The following is a 25,350-nucleotide window of genomic DNA, read 5'->3' as shown; positions in this document are numbered from 1 at the left end:
ACGAAATCCGCAATCTTGATTGCATTCCGACTGCCGCTACCTCCCAAAATCGATATTTCTCTCTTGCTTCTCCATCGATGCACCGCTGATCAAAGGAGAAGCACCAACCCCGGATGCCTGCTCGATCACACATCGACTAAGACGAATTTTGATTATAACCGACTCTCGCTTTCTAAATATAGAATATCAGCTTATAGATTCTATTTTTAGTAAATGCTACAAAATATTTCCAAAATTCACCAGGCCGGGTAGCCACCAGATCAGGAACCCCAGTCAAATTTGGGATAGGGATTTTTTATCTTTTATAACAATTGCTTATGCCTATTTTTGAGAAATATGCGCAGAGGACGCAAGCCGGCCGGGATTGGCACATTAGTAAAATGTGCCTAGAGGCCTCCTATACGCAGCTATGTTTGAATTAGTCGGTTATCGATAACCTAAAATTATCAGAAACATTGATGCTTGGCGCTACGACCGAACCGAACGCGCCCGGCAGCAATAATGAATTTTGTCACTTTAATTTCATTTTTAAAAAATATTCGTGATTAGAACTAAATCTTGTTATGAGATTATTTTGCACGGTTAACGGGTTAACGAAGATGACTGGACTACGAGAAAAATCCAAATTGCGAAGGCAGAAGCTCATCACAAGCGCTGCCGAGAAACTGTTTCATGCGCAGGGCTATTCTGGGACGACGATTGAACAGATCGCTTCAACGGCGGAAGTCAGTATCGGATCCATTTATTCTTTTTTCGGATCAAAGGGCGGGATCATGCGCGCCCTCATGCAACCCGTAATCGAGCGAATGAAAACAAATGGTGAGGCGGTCCTCCAAAACCCTGCCAAACGCGGTGCCGATGCGGTGATAGAATTGTTCGAAGCACATCGTTTCACGAATGATTGGAAAGATCTTAATATTCTCAAAGCCCTGGATCCGCGTGCAAGCTCCACGGATGAGAGCCTGAAGCAACTGACCGTGGATTTCGCAGAGTTTATTCAGGACCAATTGACGCAGCTATTAACGCAGTTGCAGGAAGATGGTCGCCTGAATGAAACTGTCGTAATTGCCGACGCGGTATTTATCTTATATACGTTGCTAGTAGCTCATTTCGAAGTCTATCTGCACGGTGACGGTCTTGAGGATTATGACGATGTGTTAGTGGAACTGCATAGGCGGATACGACTCATCTTCATTTCTTGGGTATGATCTCAGGAGCTTTTCACACGGCCTTATTTGCTTTCGGGCCAGATCCAAAATTTCGAGATATTGTACCCGCTCATCCATACCGGCACGCGATCAAACGGCGGGCCTTCGTATCGAGGCGCTAGACGATCCGGGCGATAACATCTCCCGCATGCACAACGCTATCTTCCTTCTTGGAAATATGGATAACACCTGTGACTGGAGCATCAATTTCAAATTCTGTTTTCTCCAGTGCGACAGTAGCGATCATGTCACCTTCGCGGACGGTATCGCCATCATTCACAAACCATTTGCTCAGCGCGCCCTCGTCTTCATTCGTCCACATGTCGATGATAATGTTCATTTAAATACCTAACTATGTTGATAATGTAGCTCGCACACTGGCGATAATTTTGTCTTTGCTGGGAAGAGCGAACTGTTCCATTGGTCGGGCAAAAGGAATAGGGATATCCGGATGCGCAACTCGCTGGGGCGCGGATTTCAGCCAACCGAACGCTTCACTTGAGACCAGCGCAATTATTTCGCCGGTGACACCAAAGCTTTGATAATCGTCATCGACGACCACAAGGCGCCCGGTTTTCCGTACTGAATTGAGAATGCATTCCTTATCAAGCGGAACAAGGGAACGTAAGTCGATAACTTCCGCCGAAACACCTTCACCTGCAAGATCTTCGGCTGCGGCAAGTGCCAGATGCACGGGCCAGCTCAATCCAACAATTGTGACATCTGTCCCTTCACGCAGGACTGCCGCTTTTCCAATCGGAACCTCATAGGCATCGGTGGGTGTATGCGTTATCGAGTCCGGCGTAGTTCCCAGCCAAGCTAGGCCGTGTAACGCTTTATGGAATAAATAAATGACCGGATTATCATCTTTGATGGCGGCATGCATCAGCCCCTTCGCGTCATAAGCATTGGAGGGTGCAACGACCTTCATCCCCGGCAAATGCGCAAAAGTACCGTAGAGGGTTTGCGAATGCTGGCCCGCATCACCGTAGCCACCGCCTATAGCACTCATAATCACCATCGGAATTGGCTGATTGCCACCGGAGAAATATGCGTTTTTGGCAGCAAGATTGTAAATCGCATCCATGCAAACGCCAAAAAAATCTACAAACATCAGCTCTACTACCGGTCGCATACCGCAAGCGGCAGCACCGACCGCCGCACCGATAAAACCGGTTTCGGAAATCGGGGTATCTCGCACTCGCGTGCCACCAAATCTGTCATAAAGGCCAGCCGTGTTTCCGAATGCACCACCAAGCTTACCGATATCCTCGCCCATGACGAACACCCGTTCATCGGCATCCATTGCTTCCCCCAACGCTTCCGCCATGGATTTTGCGATGGTTAATTTTCGTGATTTTCGTTCAGTCATTATGGTCGCCTCCAACAAAAACCATTTTCAATGCATCTTCGGGCATTGGTTCGGGAGCCGCTCGTGCAAAAGCAATCGCACGGGCGGCAATTTCATCAGCTTCCCGCTCAATCCTCTCTATCTCACTCAAAGCTGCTGCGTCGTTGGCGATCAATTTGGCACGCATTGCGGGTAGCGCATCCCGTTTTGCGATGGCTTCCTTCTCACCTTCTGGCCGATAGCCTTCGGCATCGCCGGTAAAATGACCCGTTAGTCTGAAAGTTTCGATTTCAATGAGACTTGGCCCGCCGCCATTACGGGCTCGCTCAATAGCCTCAGCTGCGACCGCGTAAATTTCATAAGGATCATTATCTTCGACGTAAAAACCAGGCATATTGTAGCCTGCTGCACGAACATCGTTGCGCGGCACCGCTGTCGACGATTTTTTGTCTACCGAAATGCCATAGCTATTGTCTTCGATAATACAGACGAATGGAACCTTCCAAAGTCCTGCGAGATTTAACGCTTCATGAAATGCCCCCTGATTAGCAGCGCCCTCGCCGATGAACGCAACGGCAACATGTGGCAGACCACGCATCTGGAACGAAAGTGCAGCACCAACCGCAGGACCGATACCTTCAGCAACTATGCCGCTCGACATGAAATTAACCGAACAGTCAAACAAATGCATATGTCCGCCCCGCCCGCCGCTAAGGCCGCTCGAGCGCCCGAATATTTCCGCGGTCATCCGGTCGAGATCAACTCCCTTTGCTATGGCAATGTGATGCGCCCGGTGCGTAGCTGTCACATAGTCATCTGCTGTTAGATGCGCACATACTCCTGCTGCACAAGGCTCCTGCCCTCTGGACAAGTGCATCTCTCCAGGAATCGGTCCGTTTGCCATATTAAAATTTGGTAACTTCCCCTCGAAATAGGCCGCTTCAATGGCATTTTCATATTGTCGGCTGATGTTCATCAGCCGAAACATGGAAAGGGCTTGCGATTTATCCGGTTTCATTATCCAGTATCCTCAATAGAATGTATCGGCACTATGATCGGTTGTCGGCCTACAAAATGATGGCGCAAGGCTAGGCATTGCCAATCAATTTTTTGCAGCGACCAACTCAATTTCGAGCAAAAGATCGGGATGCGCCAGGCGCGAAACTTCCACCCAAGTCGCTGCTGGCAAATGCGTCGCATCATAATATTTTGCCCGCGCACTAAGTGCGCCAAGCGCCTCATCCATATTGGTGGTGAAACCGGTTTCTTTGACGACGTCGTTAAAACTAAGGTCGAACTGCTGTAGGGCCTGCGACAGCTTAGAATAGATTTGCTCGATTTGCCCCGCCATGTCTCCTGGATGCAGCACTTGGAAATCATCATCCCAACTGACAACACCTGATAAAAAAACGAGATTTCCAGCTCCCACAGATTGGCAGAAGCCAAGCTGTTGCTCATGTGCTTTCGACATGTGTTTCCGGTCAATCATCAGCAGACTCTCCATTTATATAATTTATGTTTCATAATTCTATTATTAGAATTTACGTCATTATATTCATAAAAAATCAAAGCGCAATCCCAATCCAGAAGATTTGCGCAGCTACGCTTAGAATCATTCCGGATCCTATCTTGCGACCATCAGCCAATCGCGCGCCTGCACGAGCGTTCAACGGAATATTCGATATTTTGCATACGCGCATTCTTTAAGGGGATACCGCCCTGATCCCGCAAGACTCCCGGCTGATCGGGGACTATGACAGCGTCATCGCTTTTGGTCAGAGTCGCGCCCTGCCGGTGTAGCAGCGCATCATATTTCCAGATGAATCATCCATCCAGATCGAAAATGCGCCAACAGGTGATAGTCCGGATATGCCGAGCTTGCTGACCCAGCCGACAATCAAGATACGCCCGGGATTTCCGCCGCGGATCGTGGTCCAAAAGGATCTGGTTTTGCGGTCATGGACCGGCGGTGGACATTGAGATGGTAGGTATTCATATCGCCAACCTTCCCTACCGGACTCCCATTAAGCTCACGATCTCGGTTTTACCGGACCTCAATTATGCGCGGGCTGATTATGAGAACATTTATGCAAAAGCCTATGGGCAAACGGACCCGGTCATCGCACTGATCCCTGAGATGCTTCAAACTTTTCTGGATAGCGATAGGGAGTTTAGGCGCATGCGTGCAAAGCGACAGATTGGAAATATTTGATGGCAGATTCCCAAAACCCTCTCCAATCCGACATTGGAATCCACCCCATCTCAGTTCGTATTCCGATTGCGGTGAAGATGACTGATATTGGTCGTTCCAAACAATGTGAGTTTATTGGCGCGGGCGAGATCGAATCCATCAAGGTAGGCAGGCGCGATTGGTGCTGGTGAGTAGCCTTCAGGAATTTATCCAAAGACACCGAGACCCACCCGGAAAAACTTAGTCAGATCGAAGCTGACGGGACAATTGATTCATCTTCGCTTGTTCTCACATTTATAGACGTCTGCGGAGAGAGGTTCTGGAGGTGCAAGCAGTACAGGCACTACTTGTCTCTGCGACGCATTTCCCTGTTAAGTGGGTATTTACAGGGAATTTTTGGGAATTCGCGAAATTTACTCATTCATTGGCAGCCCGCAGAGCCCAGAAATTAGGCGTTCTTGACACTCAATTCCCTAAAAAGAATACAGGGAATTTAATTTCGATAACAGGGATTCGATTTATTGATTGCAGCGAAATTGGTAAGCGTACGGGGGTTGCACGCTTGTTCCTGGCTTCAAGGTCTCGATCTTCATTTGCACGGAGGGTTCCGTTGCAGAGGAGAAGATAATGGCGAGAGTGAGTGCTGAGAAGAGGGCGGAGCTGGAGGGTTTCTGGCGGGCCCATCATGAGGGCTGGCAGGCTAGCGATTTGAATCAGCGGGAATATTGCGAGCTGCATGGGCTGCCGCTGAAGCGGTTCGGTAACTGGCGCGATCAGTTCAAGGTCGAGGATGCAGTGCATCAGGCAGGGCTTCTGTATCGGCGCGGAGGCCTTAATCATATGACTAGTCCTATGACTGACAGGGAAAATGGGCCCGTATCGACAGGTTATATTCCATCGGGCGGTACGCTGCCGGAGGCCCGTCGCAATTTCCGGTTGCCGGACAAAAAGCGGATCGTGGCCGAAGCGATGGCGCCTGGTGCATCTGTCTCCGGGGTGGCGCGTCGCTACGGGATAGCGCCAAGGGTATTGTTCCGCTGGAAGCAGGAACTGGCATCGCCCGAGCCCGATCCGGTGTTTCTGGAGGTGGCTGTGCGCGATGCAAAAGGCGAGATGTTTGCAGAATCCGCCATGCTATCGCCGTCTCTGGCAGCTGCACCCACCGCACCAGTAATCGTCGAGCGCGTAGCGCAGGAGATCGAGGTTGAGCTGGTGGGTGGGCGGAGCGTGCGCTTTGCGCGGGACACCGATCCCGGGACGGTGCGGGCGATGGTCGAGATGCTGGAAGGAGCGAGGCAATGCTGATGCTTCCTGGCGGGACCAGCGTGAAGATCCATATTGCAGCCGGCGTCACCGATATGCGCAAGGGCATGGACGGGCTGGCGATGCTGGTCGAGGGGGTACTGAAAGAGGACCCGTTCTCGGGCCACCTGTTCGCGTTCAGGGGCCGCAAGGCCAATCTGATCAAGATCGTGTTCTGGGATGGCAACGGTCTGTGCCTGTTCTCGAAGCGGCTCGACCAGGGCGGGTTTATCTGGCCGCAGGTGGATGATCGGGGCGGGAAAGTCGTGCTCAGTTCTGCGCAACTGTCGCTGCTGATCGAGGGGATCGACTGGCGGGTGCCGGAGCGGGTGTGGAGACCAATGGCGGCAGGATAAAAACACCGGAACACCGCGCAAATGCTTGGGTTTATGGCTTGTCTGGTGTATAAGCAGCCATGCGGCTCGATCTCGACAATCTGCCTCGTGATACGGCACTTCTGCACCGCCTGGTGCGTAATATGGCGAGCCTTGTCGAGCACCGCGATGGCGAGATCAGCCGCCTTCAGCAGATTATAAAACAGCTCCAGCGTGCACAATATGGGCGCAGGTCCGAGCGGCTCGATATGGACCAGCTGGCGCTTGGCCTCGAGGAGCTTGATGCCGATATAGCGCAGATTATCGAGAGCCGGCCCGCGCCGCTTGTCACCGAACCGTTGCCGGCACGGCGCAAGCCGCTGCCCGAACATCTGGAACGCACCGAGCACCTGCTCGATGTTGACGGGGAGGACTGCGCGCGGTGCGGCGGCACTCTCCATCCGATCGGCGAAAGCGTGAGCGAAATGCTCGACTGGGTGCCCGCGACCTTGCGGGTGATCCGCATCCGGCGTCCCAAATATGCGTGCCGCCAGTGCGAGACGGTGACGCAGGCTCCGGCGCCAGAGCGCGTGATAGCTGGCGGGCTCGCAACGCCTGCGCTCCTCAGCCATGTGCTGATCAGCAAATATTGCGATCACCTGCCGCTCTACCGCCAGTCGCAGATGTTCGCGCGTCAGGGCGTGGAGCTTGAGCGCTCGACACTTGCCGGATGGGTGGGCGGCGCGTGCTGGTGGCTTGATGCGCTGCACGATAGCCTGGGCATGAACATCTTCGCCTCCGATCATCTGTTTGCCGATGATACGCCATTGCCGGTGCTCGATCCCGGACGGCGGCGGACCAGGACTGGCAGACTCTGGGTTTATGCGAGAGACCAGCGGGGCTGGGCTGGCACCGATCCTCCTGCAGCCATATATTATTATGAACCCGATCGCAGGGCGCAGCGGCCGAAGGATCATCTCAAGCACTATAAAGGCACGCTTCATGTCGACGGTTATGCCGGGTTCGAGCAGCTGACTGCCATAGGCGATATCATGCTTGCTGCCTGCTGGGCGCATACGCGGCGCAAGTTCTACGAGATCGCGCAGGGAGATGGATCACCGGTTGCGATCGAGGCGGTACGCAGGATCGCGGAGCTTTATGCGGTCGAGGCAAAGGTCCGGGGCAAGCCACCTGCCGAACGGCTCGCGCTGCGCCGGTTGATGGCGCGGCCACTGGTCGCCAGCCTGCGGCAATGGCTCGAAGCGCAGCTGCCGCGCATACCGCAAAGAGGCAAGCTTGCCGAGGCGATCCGCTATGCGCTTGCCCGCTGGACCGGGCTCACCCGGTTCCTTGATGACGGCCGCATTGAGCTCGACACCAATCCGGTCGAGCGCGCCATCCGGCCTGTCGCGCTGGGCCGCAAGAACCATCTGTTCGCGGGCAGTGATCAGGGCGGCAAACGCTGGGCCACGGTCTGCTCGCTGGTCGAAACCGCGAAACTCAACCAGGTCGAGCCATATGCCTATATCGCTAACCTCCTCCAGCGAATGGTCGATGGCCATCCCGCCAACCGGCTCGACGAGCTGCTGCCCTGGAACTGGAAATCCGAAATAACCGTCAAGCGATAGTGACGTGCAGCGCCCGTACGCTTACCGAAATTGGATCCCTCATGAAAATTCGATCTAAGACCCTTGGCGGGGGTCGTGTAAATGTAATGAACCGCCCAAAGATAATGTTAATTCACTTAAGCTAAAGCCATCACATGAATGCGATCGCTACAATTGATGTTCTGCCCGCTTGTTGCTGGGACGACGTGTACACGGAAGTCAACGCTTGGCGCGGGGCGTGCATGCATCATTTCTCTCAAGTTGAAATGGCAGTGACGCAAACTTTACTGGCGCTTGATGCGGCGAAGCCAGATGGAGCATCTCTTCGGCTTCGTCATCTGATTGGGCAGCAATATGAGGATCTGGAAGCAGCCATTTCTCCAAGTGGTCCGTTCGGCAATAAGGGGAAGCCTGCATGCGATGCACTCTCGTCGTATCGCACCCAACACGAAGCATTCCGAGCGTTGCTCTGCCACGGAACAATTAAGGTGTGTATGGAGCGCAATGGACATTGGCTTCTGGTCGTGCGTAGCATTTCGATCCGTTCGCGTCAGGCGGTATATGCCGAACAGACTATGGAGCAATCAGCCGCGCAGGAAAAACTTCTAGCGCTGAAAAGAGATGGCCTCAAACTTTCGGCAGCTTTGGGCAATTTGCGCAAAGCAATTGGATAGGCCGCCGCGTCTTTCTGCGTCAACGATCGGTTGCCGCCAGTTCGCGCGGTGATAGCTCGCTGCGTTCTAATGCCAGATCGATGATCTGGTCCTGCACTTTGGCAGGGATCCGGTTCCACACCCGGCTTGGAGCGGATGGTCGGTCGGCAAGCGCTTCAGGCCCGCCTTCCAGATAGCGTTCAACCCAGCGGTAGAAGGTCCGGCACGGTACGCTGCAAAGCGGCCGCATACATTTGACCTGATTTCAGATAATTTCGACTAATTGCGACTCATGGCAACACGTCGCAGGATACGCGATGCGTGCGCTTTGCGCGGAACACCGAAACCGTTGCAGAATCCGCCATGCGAAACGTGCCTTTTAATCTTTGACATCAAATCCTAAGAATCTAAGCGCTTTGATTGTGCGGCCATTAATTGGAGGTCGGTCCAAGTCCATCCAGCCAACTACCTCCATAGTACAAGCTTCGCCGAAACCTGCTAGCCTTAGCTTTTCATTATATAGACAATCGTATGCGCGCTCGAGCTGCGTACCTTTGCCGTGGAGTAGATAGGTAAGAGTAGCCTTTATTGCATTCAGGCCGTTTCGCTCAAAAAATTCCACCCGAAGCCCCTTCAGTCCGCCAGCAACAAACCGCAGCCTATCGTTGAAGGCATGGGCTCCGGTCAATGCATCGAAAATTTCATCATATGTAGCATTTTTGATAGAATCGGTAGATTCTAGAGTTTGTCGGAGACGAGCAATGTTACCGACTTCGCTCTCTGCTCTGACCATATCGCCTGCATCTGTGTTGATCTGATCAAACCACCTATCCATCCAACGATTCAAGCGAAGTTTTCGTTCGGCCGCATTGGCTAAAGGCGAAGCCCGCCATGTATCGCCTGGCGCGTGTACGATCCGCAACCAACCAAGAAACCGTCCGATTTCGATATCAAGGTCGCCACCAATAAATTCAGCGCGTCGGCGACCATCTTGGTTGAAAACCTGCCGCACTTCCTCGAAAGCTGGACCTAATTGTTCATCGTACTTTCTGCGCAAGCTCTGCAAGAAGGAGCGCTTTTTCGACACGGCGTCGCTGCCCACGGTCGCGCTGGGCGGGATGGCAGCAGGAACAAACTTTTCAATATGGGCTTGGAAGTTAGCATCTTCCGTAGGCTTGCCAACCAGCTTGAATGCCTCCTCATACTGCGTGCAAAGCTCCGGAGTAAAAACGTCGGCGTGATCCCAAAACATCCTAAATATACCCGGCAGTTCATCAAACCCCTCATCCCTCTCCTGACGGAGTACCACTGATACTTCTCGGTTTGACATGAGCCCAGCGTTTGTGAGGTTTGCAGAACCCACCATCGCGATGTCGCCTACAATATAGAGTTTGGCGTGAAAAGCGCGGTCAGTATAGTAACGCACGGCAACCAGTGGGTCGTTGAGTGCCTTCCGAAGGATTACTGGCGGGGTGATTGAGCACAGGCGTACCAGTAAATTGACTTGGCAGCCTCCGCGAGTAAGAAACTCAATGGGCTCATATGTTGAAACAAACGGGCAGGCCAAAAATGCATCCCGCCCCCCAATTGCAGCATGCCGGAAAAAGTCGACGGAGAAGCCAGACGCAGCTGAGTTGCCGTAGGTATCTCTGATCTTGTTGTGGCTCACTTTTTTTCCCCCGGAGTTAAAAATGCCAAAAAAGCACAGACCGCATGCTATAACCGCCTGGCCAGACAAACCAACGCACGAACAAGAGACAAACCGAATGCAAGGATTCGCCGGCAACACTGGGTGTCTAACCCGAAATTAGTCAATGTGGCGCATGATACTTTGCGAAATAGTAGTCATAAAAAGCCAGAACCATCATTCTTGAGTGAATCGCCGGAATCAACGAGCCTTGGATGGCGGTTACCGAACCTGCTTTCTGATTGAGCGAACACGATCAAGTGTATCTTCAAGCTCAACCTCAATCTCCTGCAATCTCAACCCGATCTCGAGGTCGCCATGGCCAGTTACCTCAAGTAGAAAAATCATCACCGGTTCTGAATGAGCAGCGAGTTCCAGTAAATGCAGTCCGCTGGGGCTCGCTCGTCCATTCAACCAGGAACGCGCCGTATTATCACTTACACCTGTCCATCGCATAACGGTCTTCGTTGCTCTTCGACTCGCGCCCAATTCATTCCTGAGGACTTCTCCAATTTGCTCGGCCAGCGCGGATTCCGATAGTGAAATTCCCAATTTCCGAAGTGTACTGCGGTTTTTACGAACCATGCTTCGCATCCTATTGCTGTAGACCGCCTTCGCGATGGACTCGACGTGATCATCAGATTGGACGGCAATGGTAATAAATTGGTTGGACACCGACGAAGAGAACACACCGACAACGGCCTCAATGTTGCGAGCCGCTGAGTATGTTCGCATGTCGACGGAGCATCAGCAGTACTCAACAAACAACCAATCTGAAGCCATCCACCGGTATGCAGAACAGCGCGGCTATGAAATCGTCAAAACATATGCTGACGAGGGTAAAAGCGGTCTCAATATCGGTGGCCGACTTGCTCTGCAGCAACTGTTGGAGGACGTGGAAACCGGAAGGTCCGATTTCAGTATACTCATCGTCTATGATGTTAGCCGCTGGGGACGTTTTCAAGATCCAGATGAAGCAGCATCCTATGAGCTGCGTTGCCGCCAGGCCGGCGTGCAGGTTCATTACTGCGCTGAGCAGTTCGAAAATGATGGCAGCATCGGCTCTTCAATAATCAAAACCGTTAAGCGCGCGATGGCGGGAGAATATAGCCGCGAATTGTCAGTGAAGGTATTCGCCGGACAAGCAAATCTGATCCAGCTTGGTTACAGGCAAGGCGGTCCGGCGGGATTTGGCCTGAGACGTATGCTTGTTGATCAATCTGGACAGGAAAAAGGAATTTTAGAGCCGGGCGAGCATAAAAGCATAGCGACCGATCGCGTAATTCTTGTGCCCGGTCCAAAATACGAAATCGAGATAGTGGGCGAAGTCTATCATTTGTTTATCGAGAAAAGCCTCTCTGAGCGCGAAATTGCCGAGGTGCTCAACGATCGCGGCATTCCAACCGACCTCGGCAGGACTTGGACCCGCGGCGCGGTGCATCAGTTACTGATCAATGAGAAATACATCGGAAACAACGTTTGGGCTAAAACTTCCTGCAAGCTCAAAGGAACTCATGTCCAAAATGACCCCGACGATTGGGTCCGTGCGGACTCAGCATTCGCCGGTATTGTGTCGGAAGATATGTTCAATGCAGCCCAAGCGATTATAGCTCAGCGCAGCTCGAAACTCACCGATGACGAAATGCTCGAAGCCCTTGCGCGGATTTTAAAGCAGAATGGCGCACTTTCCGGCTTGATAATCAACGAAGCCGAGGATTGCCCTTCGAGCAGTTCGTTCAGAACAAGATTTGGCAGCCTCCTTAGAGCCTACACCCTTGTCGGCTTTACGCCTGATCATGACTATAGCTATCTCGAAACTAACCGCAAATTGCGGGCAATGCATCCGGGCGTCATCCAGTCCCTGATCGACGGTATCTTGGAAGTTGGCGGTACAGTTTCCCGAGACCCTTCGACCGATCTGCTCACGATCAACCGGGAATTCACAGCATCCCTCGCGATCGCTAGGTGCTTCCAGACGAATGCTGGCAGCCTACGCTGGAAACTTCGCCTGGATACGCCACTAAAGCCAAATTTAACGGTCGCGGTGCGCATGGATACTGGAAATAGCAATCCACTCGATTACTACCTGCTGCCGCGGCTCGATATGCGTGACGCGGTACTGCGGCTCGCCACTTACAATGGCCTTTCTCTTGATGCCTATCGTTTCGATAGTTTGGCACAATTTTTTCAGATGGCGGCACGCTGTGACTTTCGGATGGCAGCCTGATGTCCGCCTTACCCGCCCAGCGCGTGGAGATGATCCCGGTCGAACAGGTTACGGTTGTCAATCCACGCGTTCGCAATCAACGCAACTTCAAAGAGATTGTAGATAACATTGCCAAGATTGGGCTGAAAAAACCAATAACTGTTACGCGGCGCTCCGAAGCCGGCGGGCCATTTTATGATCTTGTTTGCGGTCAAGGCCGGCTCGAGGCCTACATCGAACTGGGGCAGAAGGAAGTACCTGCCCTTGTCGTCTCCGCTGATCCAGAAGATAGCCTCATTGCCAGCCTTGTCGAAAATTGTGCACGGCGCCAGCACCGAGCCATCGACCTGCTGCAGGACATCCGCGGCATGGAGGAGCGAGGCTATTCGATTGCTCAAATCGCGCGAAAGACAGGCCTTACCAAGGAATATGTAAATGGCGTCGCGCGGCTGATCGAAAAAGGCGAGCAGCGCCTTCTCCGGTCGGTAGAAACACGGGTGATCCCGTTAAGCGTGGCAATAGAGATTGCAGAATGCGAAGATCATGAGATCCAGCTCGCTTTATCCAATGCCTACGAGAAGGGATTGCTGAAAGGGCGCAAGCTGATCCAGGCCCGCAAAATCATTGAAGCTCGCAAACGCCGCGGAAAAGGACTTGCCACACATGATAGCAGACCGCGTGAGCGTGTCTCGGCAAACTCGCTGGTTAAGGCATACCAAGAAGATGCTGAGCGGAAGCACTCGCTTATCCAGCGTTCGCAGGCAACTCGTGACAGGTTGCTTTCAATCGTCGAATCCATTCGCCGGCTAACGCGCGATGAACATTTCATGTCGCTTCTAGAGGATGAAAACCTCACAACACTGCCGCATAATGTAGCAGCTAGGATGGAAAAGGGATTGGACACGGCTTCGTGAGAAACGAACCGATCTCGCACGCATTTGAAAATTGCACACTTCGGATCCCAATCTGCAACATCATGCCACTACGGGAAATGAGACCGGCGATCAGAAAATCCGTGAAATATCTGCAAATTGCTGCGTCAATTGAAGAAGTGGGGATTATCGAGCCTCCCGTTGTCATTCCTGATCCTCTCGAAAACGGTACATTTCGGCTTCTGGACGGGCATATTCGGATCGATATCCTCTCCGGAAAACAGACGAAAGAAGTCGTGTGTCTGATTGCAACCGAAGATGAAGCATATACTTATAACAGGCGGATCAGCCGGATAGCCATCATTCAGGAACACCGAATGATACTTCAAGCGGTCAAACGCGGGGTTTCAGAAGAGCGGCTGGCACGAACGCTCAATGTCAATATCGACCTGATCCGCAAAAAGCGGAACCTGCTTGTTGGCATCTGTCCTGAAGCGGCCGATCTGCTCCGAGATAAACATCTGCCGCTCAATGCGTTCACTGAGCTCAGGCGGCTTAAGCCCATGCGTCAAATCGCGGCGGCCGAAATGATGATCGCGATGAACCGGTTTTCTCTCAGCTACGTAAAATCGATTGTCGCCGCGACCCCGGAGGAACAATTTGTTGAAGGGAAGCGACCAGCAGCTCGGGGACTGACGCCTGAACAGATCAGTCTCATGACCCAGGAGTCGGCAAGGCTCGACCGCGAGTTCAAGCAAATCGAGCAAAGCTATGGAGCAGATCATCTCGATCTAGTGCTCGCGACAGCCTATATTTCCAGCCTGCTCGATAACGCCAGAATTGTGCGCCACCTCGCTCAATATCACGCAGATTTGCTGACTGAGTTCCAAAAGATCGCAGAACTGCAGATGGCAGCCTGATGGGGACCCGGACCCGATAAGCGCGGGGACCGTGGGAGACGCCGCACGGTGAGGCGGATCAAGCACGGCGGTGGGAATGGCGGCGAACCCGCATGAAGCCCACCCGGGAACTCAGTTCCCGCATCGTTGTGCGCCGGCCATACCGCAATAGCCGGCGCACAACCCTTTTTCGCGAATTGCAACCGCATAACGACAAAGAGGAAGCGAAGCCTTCGACGAAGTCTTGAAAGAAGCATCGTAGCGACCGCCGAGTTCAACGTAACGCCAGACGTATGTCGAACTATAAATGTATTTCCACGTATACTTCGACGTATACTAAGAAATGATAACGTATCAATAAACGTATGACGAAGTAAACACTCGAACATTACGACGTACTATAAAACGTAGTCATTAAAGTAAGGCAAATGTATAGGCCATATTAATATACCTATATTTAATTATTTCATTTTTTTCTTGCTCTATTTTTTTCTCGCATATAGATCTGACAGCGTCCCCAGCGAATCCGGAGCGCGCGGGGCTGATGCACTGACCATGATGATCAGTCGCTTCGCCACGCAAATTTTGATCATGCGGGAAGGCCAGAGGCCTTTCCGCAGCGAAGGAGTTCGTTATGAATAAAACCAGCCTTTCTTTCGAAAGTATCGACCTCTCAGAGCTGGCCGAGCACCCCACCAATCCGCGTCTTCACAATAAGGCGCAGTTAAATCGGATCGCAGCGAGCATTTTTGAATTCGGCTTTACCAATCCGGTCCTGATTGATGAGGAGAACTGCCTCATAGCCGGACACGGCCGAGTTGGTGGCGCCCGGATTGCAGGCCTATCGGAGATACCGGCGATCCGTATCGCTGGGCTAACAGAGGCCCAGAAGCGTGCGCTGCGCATCGCAGATAACCGCATTGCTGAACGGTCGACCTGGTCAACTGAGCTGCTTTCCACCGAACTCGAAGCGCTCGTTGACCTTGATTACAATCTTGAGATGACGGGTTTTGACATCATCGAGATCGACGGGTTCATGGCCCTAGACGAGATACCTGTCGAGGATGATCCGCCACTTGAACCGCCGACAGCAAAGCCCGTCACTCGGCCCGGCGATCTTTGGCAATGCGGGAAACACCGGATCCTTTGCGGTGATGCGCGGAGCGCGGAAGCTTATCCACTCGTCACAGACGGAAAGCTGGTGGATCTCGTCATCACAGATGTACCCTATAATGTCGCCATTAAGGGCAATGTAAGCGGGAGCGGGCGGCACGGGGAGTTCGCCATGGCTTCAGGTGAGATGACCATTGAGCAATTCCGCGGGTTCTTAACTGACACACTGGGTAATGCCCGCAGCGCCTCGCGGGATGGATCCCTGCATTATGTTTTTATAGACTGGCGGTCGGTCGCAGACCTAATCATGCTTGGGAGAGAGCTTTTTACCTCCCTCAAGAACGTCATTGCATGGGTTAAACCCAATGGCGGAATGGGCTCTTTTTACCGTTCGCAGCATGAATTTATCGCCGTCTTCAAACACGGCGAGGCTAGTCATATAAACAATATTCAGCTCGGCCGGCTTGGACGCTACCGCACAAACGTCTGGCAATATCCCGGCGCCAGCGGATTTTCCAAGTCCCGCAAACAGGATTTGGAAGACCACCCCACCGTCAAGCCTGTCCAGTTGATTGCAGATGCAATCCGCGACGCAAGCGCGCCCGGCGACCTTGTTCTCGATCCTTTTGGCGGAGCCGGCACGACCATGCTTGCTGCAGAAACCGTCGGACGCAGGGCTGCTTTAATCGAGATTGAGCCTGCATATGTGGATGTGACGCTGCGCCGCTATCAAGAGGCCACGGGCACCGAGCCGTTGTTGCTGCCTTGCGGTACACCTTTCGGCCGCGTTCGCGAAGAACGGCTGCAAATGGAGACGGTCAATGTCTGAGCCAGGAGATGACGAAGCCGCAGGGTACCGCAAGCCGCCGCGCAAAAACCGGTTCCGCAAAGGCGTTTCTGGCAATCCCAATGGTAGGCCGCGCCGAACCAAAAACATCGATTCCCTGATTGAACGCGAGCTTGACCAAGCCATTTCGGTCAAAGAAGGCGGACAGGAAATCAAGCTGCGTAAACGCGAAGCAATTGTGAAGCGTCTGGTAGCCAATGCGCTCAAGGGTGACACCCGTTCGATCGAGTATCTAGTTAAATATTCCCGCGAAAATGGAGCCGGCGATCCATTCGAAGTGAACGCGGAAGACGAGGCAGCCTTTAATGCCGCGCTGGAACGCATGAGTCATAATCTAGGAGAAAAACCATGAAACGAAGTCATTTAAGGGGACTATATCGTTCCGATTTTCGTACATTCATCAGCTTTGCTTTTCGTGAACTCTATCCAGAGAAAGTGTTTGTTGACGGCTGGTATCTCGATATCGTCTGCGATGAGTTGATGCGATGCGGCCCTAATGGGAACCACCGGCTAATTTTAAACCTGCCGCCGCGCTACCTGAAATCATTCTGCGCCTCGATAGCTTGGCCACTATTTATGGCCGCTCGCCATAGCGGTATGCGGATTTGCGTGATCGCAGGGACACGCGAGCTTGCGTCAGAATTCAGAGAAATGCGAAAGCGGCTGCTTCGCTCACCACGTTTACTCGCGGTATTTCCGGAACTACGCTTTCGAGACGAGGGCGATACCTTGATTTTTGCGAACAGGGCGCAAATTAGTCAGTCGTATATTTCGAAGTCGCAAATAGGTCGGAGCGCTGACATCTACGTCATTGATGACCCCTTACCGGCACGGCACGCGCACAGCGAAAAGAAAAGGAACGTCATTAATAACTGGTACGATGATGAAATAGTGGCACGGCTCAGCCGGAAGGACAAAGCGGTTCTTGTCTTGGTTATGCAGCGGCTGCATTCTGACGATCTTTGTGGACATCTTGATCGAAACAAAGAGGCTTGGCGGCGAACCGCGCTTTCTGCGATCGATAATAAGGACGAGCAATGGCAACTCAGCGATGGCCGGACTATTGAACGTGCCGCCGGAGAAGTTCTGTGCAGCCTGATCGAAACTAAGGATCAATTACGTGAAATCCTTATAGAAATGAAAGGTCGCAACTTTCGCGCTCAATATCTTCAGCGACCGGCATCAGGCTTATTTGATCGTGAAAGCCGATTCCTCATGCATTTCCAACGGGTAACAGAAAATTGGAAATTCGGGGAACCCAAGCTGTTGCACAGGGGTGGCTGTTTTATCATAACATCAGAACAAGATATTATTTGGGATTATTTTGGCGTCCCAAATCCGTTCAAAGAAGGCCGAAAACTTACGGAAGAAGAATGGGAAAGAGAATTCTACATACAGCAAACGGAACTGATCGCGTCAGTTTTCAAAGATAGAGACGAGCGAGAAAGAAGAGAGAAAGCCGCGAAGCGACCGCCAAATGATTGATAGCACATAGAATATCGCGCGATCCGCTCGCCAGTGAGATCGGTGAAAAACGATCAGCAACTATTAGGAAGCCTGTCTAAAGAATCCCACAAAATGACTCCAAATTTGGAAGTTCCATTCGACTTGTCGGTAAAAGCAAGCATTGGTGTTCACAGCGCGTGGGACATTCCAGGCCTGCCCCAGCCAACCCATTGGTGGGGCTAATCTCGGTAGGAGGAGGCAATGGTGCCTTCTCCGATCGGGAGATCACCATGACCACTGACAAACCGGCCGCGGCTGCAAAAGCGCCCCGCGAGCACAGCAAGGCGCATCGCCTCGTTGAACTACTGAAGATCGGCACCGGTGCCAGTCTTGAAGACATGATTGAAGCGACAGGCTGGCAGAGCCACACAGTTCGCGCCGCTATGACAGGTCTTCGCAAACGCGGATATGTAATCGACCGCAAGGTGGAGGGCACGACCACCGTCTGGTCGCTTGAGGAGCCAGGCGCATGAGAAAGGCAAAAATCCGGGTGACAGAAATCGTCGCCGACCTGCCTGCCATGTCACTTGCTGATCTTCGCAAGGAGTGGGAGCGGCGCTACGGCGCCCCTCCCCGCCATCGCTCGTCAGACCTTCTGCGGCGCGTCCTTGCGTGGCGCATTCAAGCCGATGCATACGGCGCGTTCGACGCGGCAACACGCCAGATGCTTGCTCAGGAGCATACCGGAGCCAAAGTCGCGCCTACCGCAGGCATGCGCCTCGCCCGTGAATGGGCAGGTAAACGCCACGAGGTCGTAGTTGTCGAAAGCGGGGTCATTTACCAGGATCAAACGTTCGGCAGTTTGTCGGAAGTCGCTCGCCACATCACGGGCAAGCGATGGAACGGGCCGCGCTTCTTCGGCCTGCGGCAGGCGAATGTCAGATGACGGCGCCGCTAAGCCGCCGCCGCTGCGCAATCTATACCCGCAAATCCACGGAAGAGGGGCTTGAGCAACAGTTCAATTCGCTGGATGCCCAGCGGGAATCGTGCGAAGCATATATACTGAGCCAAGCTGGTGAAGGCTGGGAATGTCTTCCTGATTTCTACGATGATGGCGGTTGGTCAGGCGGCAACATGGATCGCCCTGCCCTCCAGCGTCTTCTCGAGGATATCAGTAAAGGGCGGATTGATGTTGTGGTCGTATACAAGGTCGACCGGTTGACGCGCAGCCTCATGGACTTCGCGCGGATCGTCGAAAGCTTCGATGGCAATGATGTCTCGTTCGTGAGCGTGACGCAGGCATTTAACACGACAAGCAGCATGGGACGGCTTACCTTAAACGTCCTGCTCTCCTTTGCGCAATTCGAGCGCGAAGTCACCGGCGAACGCATTCGCGACAAGATTGCCGCATCCAAGGCCCGAGGCATCTGGATGGGCGGCAACATACCGCTCGGTTATGATCTGGGCGATCGCATTCTGCTTGAAAATCGGGAAGAGGCAGACACCGTTCGGTATATTTACCAAAAATATCTTGAGCTTGAATCAATCCCAAAACTCGCAAAGCTTCTCGCCGCCGAAGGCATTCTCTCCAAAAGGTGGACTTCCCAGCGCGGTATCATCCATGGCGGTCTAACGCTGCGGTGCGGGACGATTGCTCACATTCTCAACAACCGCATCTATTTGGGAGAGATTGTCCACAAGGGCAAAGCTCATGTTGGAGAGCATGAAGCCATCATCGACCTAAATGTATTCAACGCCGTCCAAGCGAAACTTGATGCGAACCGCCATAAGCGTAGCACCCGCAAAACGAGGGTTGCGGCATGCCCGCTCGCAGGAAAACTGTTCGATCAGGATGGCCAGCTAATGCGGCCGAGCTTTGGACATGGGCGCGGGAAGAAGGTTTACCGCTACTATGTCAGCGAAACACTGCTGCCCAACGGCCAGATCGGTAACACTGACAACATGCGCGGTGAACGAATTTCGGCTGAGCGGATTGAGCGGCTGCTGCTTGACCGGCTATCGTCCATTCTCCCCAGAGCAAAAGCGTCCGACGAAATATTCAATGTGATCACACGTGTCGCCACAGTCGAGGACCGTATCAATATTACCATAGATGCTTCAGCCCTCATCACGAAGGAAATTTGCGCCACGGTGTTGCTTGGCCGCATCCAGCACGAAATTGACCCTGCCGCCAAGATCGAGAGCAATGACTTGAAAATATCGATTGATGGCCGACCCGTGCGGCGCGGCAAAACACTGCAATCTAAAGTGCATCTGCTTGATGACGCCGAGCAGCGGGCCGTGATGGCCAATCTCGTGCGCACTGCTCACCGAAAGCTGATAGAGCTCAATGCCTCTCCCCTACATCCTGCATCTCACACAGAGATGGGCGTCCCACGCAACGAGTGGACGCGGAGCCGTGTTGCAGTTGGACTGCTAGCTCCAGATATCCAAAAGGCACTGCTACTGGGCACGATATCGAAAGCGCTGGATCCTGAAATTCTGATGTCGCGCAACTTTCCGCTTAATTGGGACGAACAGCGAAGACTCCTTGGTATGGCGGCTTAGCGCTCTAAACCAAGAGTACTCTTTCAGTTCTCGAGTAAGAAGCAAATATATCGGACTCTTAATATGACGGTCGTGGGCTCAAATTCACCTCCCCACACCATGAAAGCCAATAACATTAAAGATGCACCATCCTCGCTTTTAGCTTCAGATTTTTTTGTCTGCGCTGTAGGCACAAAGTAAGCGAAAGGGTAAAGTCCTCAAGCATCTTGCGAGCTTGAAGATTCGCCATTATTTGATGGCATTGAAAGTTCGATCCAACCTGTCAAGCTGTCGTCACCGGCCTTGAACTGCTCGTTGACGGTGAAAAATCGCGGGAAATGTGGATTCAGTGCTGATATTCAAAGGATGAGCGATGACCGACTTTCGATTCCTTCACGCCGCCGACATCCACCTAGACAGTCCTCTACACGGACTTTCGCGTTACGAGGGCTTGCCTGAGGCGGACATCCGAGGTGCCACTCGCGCTGCTTTCGACAATCTGATTCAATGCGCCATCGACGAGGCGGTCGACTTCGTTGTGATAGCGGGCGACCTTTTCGACGGCGACTGGAAGGACATGGGAACGGGACTTTACTTCGCCCGTGCAATCGGACGGCTTGACCAAGCGGCAATCCCGGTTTTCTTACTGGCGGGCAACCACGACGCAGCATCGGTCATAAACCGGAGCGTGCCGTGGCCCCCCAACGTCCGCCAGTTCGGAAACCAGAAACCCGATACACACTTTTTGCCTGAGCACAGCGTCGCGATTCATGGACAGAGTTTCTTAACCCCGGCGGTCACCGAAAATCTCGTTCTCGCGTATCCTGACGCGACCGAACACCATTTCAACATCGGCATACTGCACACTGCCTTGACAGGTCGGCAAGGCCATGCGCCTTACGCACCGTGCAGCCTCGAAGACCTCAAGTCTAGGTGCTACGACTACTGGGCGCTGGGACATGTCCATGAGCACGAGATCGTTTGTGAGAACCCGCACGTCGTATTTCCAGGCAACACCCAAGGACGCACGATTCGGGAGACAGGTCCAAAGGGCGCAGTAATCGTTGCCGTGGAAGACGGACAGGTTGCCTCGGTCGATCGCATCGACCTCGACGTGCTCCGCTGGGCGAAGGTCGAGGTAGACTGCACCGGCGCTTCCGCCGAAGGCACACCTGCGCTGATCCGCGAGGCGCTCCTGTCGAAATGGCAGGATAACACGGCGGGCCTGCCGCTCGTGGCGCGGGTGACGCTGATCGGCCAAACCAAAGATGCAGGCGCGATGTACAACGGCGCCGGCGCATTTCGTGATGACGTTCGCGCCGTTGCCGCGGCGATCTCGCCCGACCTCTTCATAGAGAAGGTCAAGGTGCTGGTCATCCCACCGTCTCAATCACAAGACGTGGCGATCGGCGACGATCTCGCGGCTCTGATCGAGCAGGCTGGGACGGACCCGACGTTGGCGGCGCTCCTTGCTGAGGATTTAGCGCCGTTCCTGCTCGCGGCGCAAACATCACTCGGAGAGTCAGATGACGAGGATCTAAGGCGCTTGGCGAGCGATGGCGACTGGACAGCTGTGCTGAGCACCGCCAAACTCGCGCTCCGATCGCGTCTGACAAGGGAGGCATAGGCATGCGCTTTGTCAGTCTCGCCCTCGAACGCTACGGACACTTTGAAGATTGCGAACTGTTTTTCCGATCTGGTGCGCCTGACCTGCACGTCGTCTATGGCGCCAACGAAGCCGGCAAGACCACCTCGATGGCAGCGGTGTCGGACCTGCTCTTCGGTTTCCCCACCCGCTCGCCTTACAACTTTCTCTATGATTACTCCTTGCTGAGAGTAGGAGCCGTACTCGAGGACGATGGCAAAACGCTCCCGTGCCGCCGCAAGAAGGGCTCCAGCGGAACACTCGTCGGCGCCGACGACCAACCGCTAGACGAGGGCACGTTACTTGCGATGCTTCGCGGGCAAACAAGAGAAACCTTCGGCCTATCCTTCAGCTTGGACCAAGAAGGTCTCCGGGCCGGCGGGCGAGCAATGGTTGAGGCCCGCAACGATCTTGGTAGGGCGCTGTTCGCGGCTGGCTCGGGGCTCACCGGCGTGTCCGACGAGTTATCGAGTCTGGAGAACGAATCAGACACCATTTGGGGGCCGCGTGCATCCAATAAGCGGTCGTTCACACTAGCGCAGCGCGAGCTCGAAATGCAGACACGTGCTGTCAGGGAGCAGTCGCTGAAGCCCAAGACATGGCTCGACGCTAGAAGCGCGGTCGCCGCAGCAAAGAACACCCTGGACGATGCCCAACGACGACGGGATGAGGTCCTTGCCGAGGTCAGCCGTGTTGAGCGTATCCGCCGGATCGCGCCCTCGGTCCGACTGCGCACTGACCGCCTCGCCGAGCTAGCTAAGTACGCCAGCACAGTCGACATTACACCCCAGCGCGAGGAAACGGCCGAGAGGGCGATGGCCGCTGCAGAAGACGCATCACGTGCTAAGGCCGCAGCCGAGAAGTTGGCCAAGGAGGCAACCGAGCGGATGGATGCGCTCGCGGCCGACCCCGTCATCCTGACACAGGCGGAGTACATAGACGAGCTCGTGACCGGGTCAGGAGCGGTAGTGAAAGCGCGACGCGACATTTCTCGCCTCGAGACGGACCAAGCGTCCGGAGCTGCTGTGATCAAGAGGCTTCGTGAGGAGGCCGGTGCGATCGCAACGGACCCGCCGACAAGAATCATCAGCTCAAAACTGCGCGAACTATCATTGGCGCACGTCCATGACGCATCAGCGCTCAGCCAGATTGATGAGAGTGAGGAAGATCTCGCACATCGCCGCAAGGCAATCCCGAGCGATGGGGATATAGGCAAACCGCCAACCGCCCTAGCGGCGATCATCGCGGCTGTAGATGCCGCCCGTGGGCTCGGCGCCGACGCCGACGCCCGGTGCGAGTCGTCACGCAGGAAAGCCGAGCTCGCCGCCATTTCGCTTGAGCAGGCGCTCGCTCGGCTTGCGCCCTGGACCGGCGATGCTCCGACGCTTCTTTCACTTCCAATCCTTACGCAGCAGGAAATCGACGAGACGCACACAACACTCTCCAACCTCACTTCAGAGGCAAACCGAGAGACCTCAATGGCCACCCGCGCGCGCGAAGATGCCGCCGCCCTCGTATTGCAGATGGAGCATCTCTCGTCAGGCGCAGCAGTCTCGGCTGAGGAGATCGCTGCCGGAAGATCGGAGCGAGACAAGCGGTGGCGACCACTAAAAGAGTATGTGCTTTCGAATGTCCCGCTTAAGTCCGCGGACGAGGCGGTAACCGCCTTCGAGGCGACGATCACCGACGCCGACGAGAGAAGTGACCTGAGGTTCGCCGCCGCTGATGAGTCTAGCCGGCTGACAGACATGGGCCAGCGTAGTGCGAAGCTCATTCTAGAGGCGGAACAGGCGGAAGGCCGCGCGACCTCTGCGACCGAACGTCTTGAGATTGCCCGCACCGCTTGGGCGGAGACGCTGACCAGCGCCGGGTATCCCGATATGGAGCCGAGCCGCTTTCTCGGCTGGCTTACTGACCGGGCGACGGCAGAGGCGGCGCACAGAGACGCTATCCTCGCGGCAGACGAATCCGAGAAAAATCTTGGTCGCCGGGCCGAGGTCCGTGCGGCACTCGTTGACTGTCTGCCCGCAGGCTCTGCATCACCAGAGGGCGTCGAACTCGCCCCAATCCTCGCGTCCGCGGAGCGCCTTCGTAGCGATGGGGAGGAGACGGAACAGCAGCAACGGCTTGACGAGGCGGCGGCGGCTCAGATCGTAGAAGACTCCGAGGGATTGGCGCGGCGCAGGAAACGGCTCGAGGATGCCGCAGCCGATCGAGCCGACGCCTGGCGCGATCTCCTGAAGGAAGCCGGCCTCGATCTCAATATCTCTGGCGCGATCGCCACGCTCGACATTCTCGAGGACCTAAGGGTCGCCATTACTGCACAGTCGGACCTGAAAGCACGGATCGATGGCATGGCAAGGGACGCCGATGAGCATGACAGAGAGGTCACCGCGACTGCGGACGCGCTCGGGATTGCCGCAACTAAGGAGGTCAGCGAACGCTTGGACCTCATGCGGGCGCGTCTCGCGGGCGCACGATCAACCGCGAATGTTCTCAACACGCTCCAAGATACCGCCGCAAGCCGGACCGCCGAAGTTGCGGAGGAGGACGCGAAGCTTGTCGCAGCGTTGGGCTCGCTCAAGCCCCTGCTAGCGGAGACCGAGTCCGCAGATCCGACCGAACTGAGCTCCGCGATCGAACGCTCCCGGGCGGCCCGTGCCCTCCGCGCGGCGGTCGTAGAAGCCGAGACCGCGATCAAGGCAGCCGGCGATGGCAAGGGCATTGAGGAACTAATAGAGGCTCTCGTGGGAGTGGATCCCGACAGCATGGCCGCGAGGACACAGACCCTTGCGACGGAGCTAGTCGAGCTCAATGACGAGGTCGCCGCAGCAGCGACCACGCACGGTGACGCAAAGAGGGCCTTCGCCATCCTCGAGTCCCATGGCGATCCCGCGGTCGATGCCGCCACTGATGCAGAGCAAGCGCGAGCTGAGCTCGCCGTGCTTTCCGAACAGTACATTCTAAAGCGCGCTCAGGCGGTCACATTGCGCTGGGCGATCGAGCAGTACCGCGAGCGCCACCAGGATCCGATGCTGTTGCGTGCCAGCGAGCTCTTCTCAACGTTGACGATTGGCCGCTACGCAGCATTGCGGATCGATAACGACGGCGCCACACCCCGACTATTGGGGCTGCGTGACGACGGGCGGACCGTCATCGATGTCGGTGCAATGAGCGAAGGCACGACGGACCAGCTGTTCCTCGCGCTGAGACTGGCGGCGGTCGAGCAGTCAGTCGCCGCCGGCGTGCGGCTCCCGTTCCTGGCGGACGACCTATTCGTCAATTTTGATGACGAGCGATCGGAGGCAGGTTTCAGGGTGTTAGCTGACTTAGCCCGGACCACGCAGGTGCTATTCTTCACGCACCATCCACATCTCGCCTCAATCGCCCGCGCGGTGGTCGGAGTGGATGTGCATTCGGAATGCTCGCTGGCGTGACGCACCGATTGGGGAAGGGTGCTTA

24 protein-coding genes and 1 pseudogene are annotated in these 25,350 nt (G+C 54.5%); 18 read left to right on the top strand and 7 right to left on the bottom strand.

Features of this window, described 5'->3' with window-relative positions; translation table 11 throughout:
• Positions 1-599 precede the first annotated feature (599 nt).
• Positions 600-1,208, top strand: coding sequence for a TetR/AcrR family transcriptional regulator (locus ACN0VD_RS12260; protein ID WP_417594642.1), 609 nt, complete (start codon positions 600-602; stop codon positions 1,206-1,208).
• 118 nt (positions 1,209-1,326) lie between these two features.
• On the opposite strand, the gene ACN0VD_RS12255 is transcribed toward ACN0VD_RS12260, so the two are convergent.
• The 4 genes from ACN0VD_RS12255 to ACN0VD_RS12240 all read right to left on the bottom strand — a co-directional run bounded on the left by ACN0VD_RS12255 (position 1,327) and on the right by ACN0VD_RS12240 (position 4,048).
• A complete protein-coding gene (locus ACN0VD_RS12255) occupies positions 1,327-1,548 on the bottom strand; it encodes a lipoyl domain-containing protein (RefSeq protein ID WP_417594640.1) in 222 nt (73 codons plus the stop codon).
• A gap of 12 nt (positions 1,549-1,560) precedes the next feature.
• Positions 1,561-2,580, bottom strand: coding sequence for an alpha-ketoacid dehydrogenase subunit beta (locus ACN0VD_RS12250; RefSeq protein ID WP_417594638.1), 1,020 nt, complete (start codon positions 2,578-2,580; stop codon positions 1,561-1,563).
• Positions 2,573-3,436 carry a thiamine pyrophosphate-dependent dehydrogenase E1 component subunit alpha gene (locus ACN0VD_RS12245; protein ID WP_417594662.1) on the bottom strand — a complete coding sequence of 288 codons (864 nt, stop codon included), beginning with the start codon at positions 3,434-3,436 and terminating at the stop codon, positions 2,573-2,575. The genes ACN0VD_RS12250 and ACN0VD_RS12245 overlap by 8 nt, the downstream gene beginning before the upstream one ends.
• A gap of 225 nt (positions 3,437-3,661) precedes the next feature.
• Positions 3,662-4,048 (bottom strand): RidA family protein, encoded by a 387-nt coding sequence (locus ACN0VD_RS12240; protein WP_417594636.1) that lies wholly within the window; start codon positions 4,046-4,048, stop codon positions 3,662-3,664.
• Positions 4,049-4,528: 480 nt separating this feature from the next.
• On the opposite strand from ACN0VD_RS12240, the gene ACN0VD_RS12235 reads away from it, so the two are divergent.
• The 6 genes from ACN0VD_RS12235 (at position 4,529) to ACN0VD_RS12210 (ending at position 8,647) form a co-directional block, all read left to right on the top strand.
• The gene (locus ACN0VD_RS12235) at positions 4,529-4,771 is read left to right on the top strand and encodes a DUF2274 domain-containing protein (RefSeq protein WP_417594634.1); all 243 of its coding nucleotides are present in this window, start codon (positions 4,529-4,531) and stop codon (positions 4,769-4,771) included.
• On the top strand, positions 4,771-4,941 hold the full coding sequence (locus tag ACN0VD_RS12230; protein WP_417594632.1) for an excisionase: 171 nt from the start codon (positions 4,771-4,773) through the stop codon (positions 4,939-4,941). Before ACN0VD_RS12235 ends, ACN0VD_RS12230 begins: the two co-directional genes overlap by 1 nt.
• Before the next feature lie 436 nt (positions 4,942-5,377).
• On the top strand, positions 5,378-6,055 hold the full coding sequence (gene tnpA / locus ACN0VD_RS12225) for an IS66-like element accessory protein TnpA (RefSeq protein WP_417594630.1): 678 nt from the start codon (positions 5,378-5,380) through the stop codon (positions 6,053-6,055).
• A complete protein-coding gene (tnpB, locus tag ACN0VD_RS12220; RefSeq protein ID WP_417594628.1) occupies positions 6,049-6,408 on the top strand; it encodes an IS66 family insertion sequence element accessory protein TnpB in 360 nt (119 codons plus the stop codon). The genes tnpA and tnpB overlap by 7 nt, the downstream gene beginning before the upstream one ends.
• 59 nt (positions 6,409-6,467) lie before the next feature.
• Complete coding sequence (gene tnpC, locus ACN0VD_RS12215) at positions 6,468-7,994, top strand: IS66 family transposase (protein ID WP_417594626.1); 1,527 nt, start codon at positions 6,468-6,470, stop codon at positions 7,992-7,994.
• A 134-nt stretch (positions 7,995-8,128) separates the two neighbouring features.
• Complete coding sequence (locus ACN0VD_RS12210) at positions 8,129-8,647, top strand: hypothetical protein (RefSeq protein WP_417594624.1); 519 nt, start codon at positions 8,129-8,131, stop codon at positions 8,645-8,647.
• A 34-nt stretch (positions 8,648-8,681) separates the two neighbouring features.
• Here ACN0VD_RS12210 and ACN0VD_RS12205 read toward each other — a convergent pair.
• From ACN0VD_RS12205 to ACN0VD_RS12195, 3 genes and pseudogenes are all read right to left on the bottom strand, one after another.
• Positions 8,682-8,858, bottom strand: a pseudogene (locus ACN0VD_RS12205) (helix-turn-helix domain-containing protein); the annotation flags it as partial.
• A 147-nt stretch (positions 8,859-9,005) separates the two neighbouring features.
• Positions 9,006-10,295 (bottom strand): phospholipase D-like domain-containing protein, encoded by a 1,290-nt coding sequence (locus ACN0VD_RS12200; protein ID WP_417594622.1) that lies wholly within the window; start codon positions 10,293-10,295, stop codon positions 9,006-9,008.
• A gap of 240 nt (positions 10,296-10,535) precedes the next feature.
• Positions 10,536-10,898, bottom strand: coding sequence for a hypothetical protein (locus ACN0VD_RS12195; protein WP_417594620.1), 363 nt, complete (start codon positions 10,896-10,898; stop codon positions 10,536-10,538).
• 82 nt (positions 10,899-10,980) lie between these two features.
• Between ACN0VD_RS12195 and ACN0VD_RS12190 the strand changes: the two genes are divergently transcribed.
• From ACN0VD_RS12190 to ACN0VD_RS12140, 11 genes are all read left to right on the top strand, one after another.
• A complete protein-coding gene (locus ACN0VD_RS12190) occupies positions 10,981-12,540 on the top strand; it encodes a recombinase family protein (protein WP_417594618.1) in 1,560 nt (519 codons plus the stop codon).
• Positions 12,540-13,433 (top strand): plasmid partitioning protein RepB C-terminal domain-containing protein, encoded by an 894-nt coding sequence (locus tag ACN0VD_RS12185; protein ID WP_417594616.1) that lies wholly within the window; start codon positions 12,540-12,542, stop codon positions 13,431-13,433. Before ACN0VD_RS12190 ends, ACN0VD_RS12185 begins: the two co-directional genes overlap by 1 nt.
• Positions 13,434-13,510: 77 nt before the next feature.
• Entirely contained in the window at positions 13,511-14,311 is an 801-nt protein-coding gene (locus ACN0VD_RS12180; protein WP_417594614.1) for a plasmid partitioning protein RepB C-terminal domain-containing protein, read from the top strand.
• Between the two features lie 613 nt (positions 14,312-14,924).
• The gene (locus ACN0VD_RS12175) at positions 14,925-16,232 is read left to right on the top strand and encodes a site-specific DNA-methyltransferase (RefSeq protein WP_417594612.1); all 1,308 of its coding nucleotides are present in this window, start codon (positions 14,925-14,927) and stop codon (positions 16,230-16,232) included.
• Complete coding sequence (locus ACN0VD_RS12170) at positions 16,225-16,602, top strand: DUF5681 domain-containing protein (RefSeq protein WP_417594610.1); 378 nt, start codon at positions 16,225-16,227, stop codon at positions 16,600-16,602. Before ACN0VD_RS12175 ends, ACN0VD_RS12170 begins: the two co-directional genes overlap by 8 nt.
• Positions 16,599-17,735, top strand: a complete 1,137-nt coding sequence (locus tag ACN0VD_RS12165; RefSeq protein WP_417594608.1) for a hypothetical protein — start codon at positions 16,599-16,601, stop codon at positions 17,733-17,735. Before ACN0VD_RS12170 ends, ACN0VD_RS12165 begins: the two co-directional genes overlap by 4 nt.
• Positions 17,736-17,986: 251 nt before the next feature.
• Positions 17,987-18,229, top strand: a complete 243-nt coding sequence (locus ACN0VD_RS12160; protein WP_417594606.1) for a DUF3489 domain-containing protein — start codon at positions 17,987-17,989, stop codon at positions 18,227-18,229.
• Entirely contained in the window at positions 18,226-18,642 is a 417-nt protein-coding gene (locus tag ACN0VD_RS12155; protein ID WP_417594604.1) for a DUF2924 domain-containing protein, read from the top strand. Before ACN0VD_RS12160 ends, ACN0VD_RS12155 begins: the two co-directional genes overlap by 4 nt.
• A complete protein-coding gene (locus ACN0VD_RS12150) occupies positions 18,639-20,264 on the top strand; it encodes a recombinase family protein (protein WP_417594602.1) in 1,626 nt (541 codons plus the stop codon). Before ACN0VD_RS12155 ends, ACN0VD_RS12150 begins: the two co-directional genes overlap by 4 nt.
• A 352-nt stretch (positions 20,265-20,616) precedes the next feature.
• Positions 20,617-21,870, top strand: a complete 1,254-nt coding sequence (locus ACN0VD_RS12145; RefSeq protein ID WP_417594600.1) for a metallophosphoesterase family protein — start codon at positions 20,617-20,619, stop codon at positions 21,868-21,870.
• Positions 21,871-21,872: 2 nt separating this feature from the next.
• Positions 21,873-25,325, top strand: coding sequence for an AAA family ATPase (locus ACN0VD_RS12140; protein ID WP_417594598.1), 3,453 nt, complete (start codon positions 21,873-21,875; stop codon positions 25,323-25,325).
• Positions 25,326-25,350 lie beyond the last annotated feature (25 nt).

This window comes from Parasphingorhabdus sp. (assembly GCF_048267785.1).
In the GTDB taxonomy this organism is placed as follows: domain Bacteria; phylum Pseudomonadota; class Alphaproteobacteria; order Sphingomonadales; family Sphingomonadaceae; genus Parasphingorhabdus.
Note: the sequence above shows the minus strand (reverse complement) of the source record. Positions and strands in the feature narration are given on the sequence as shown.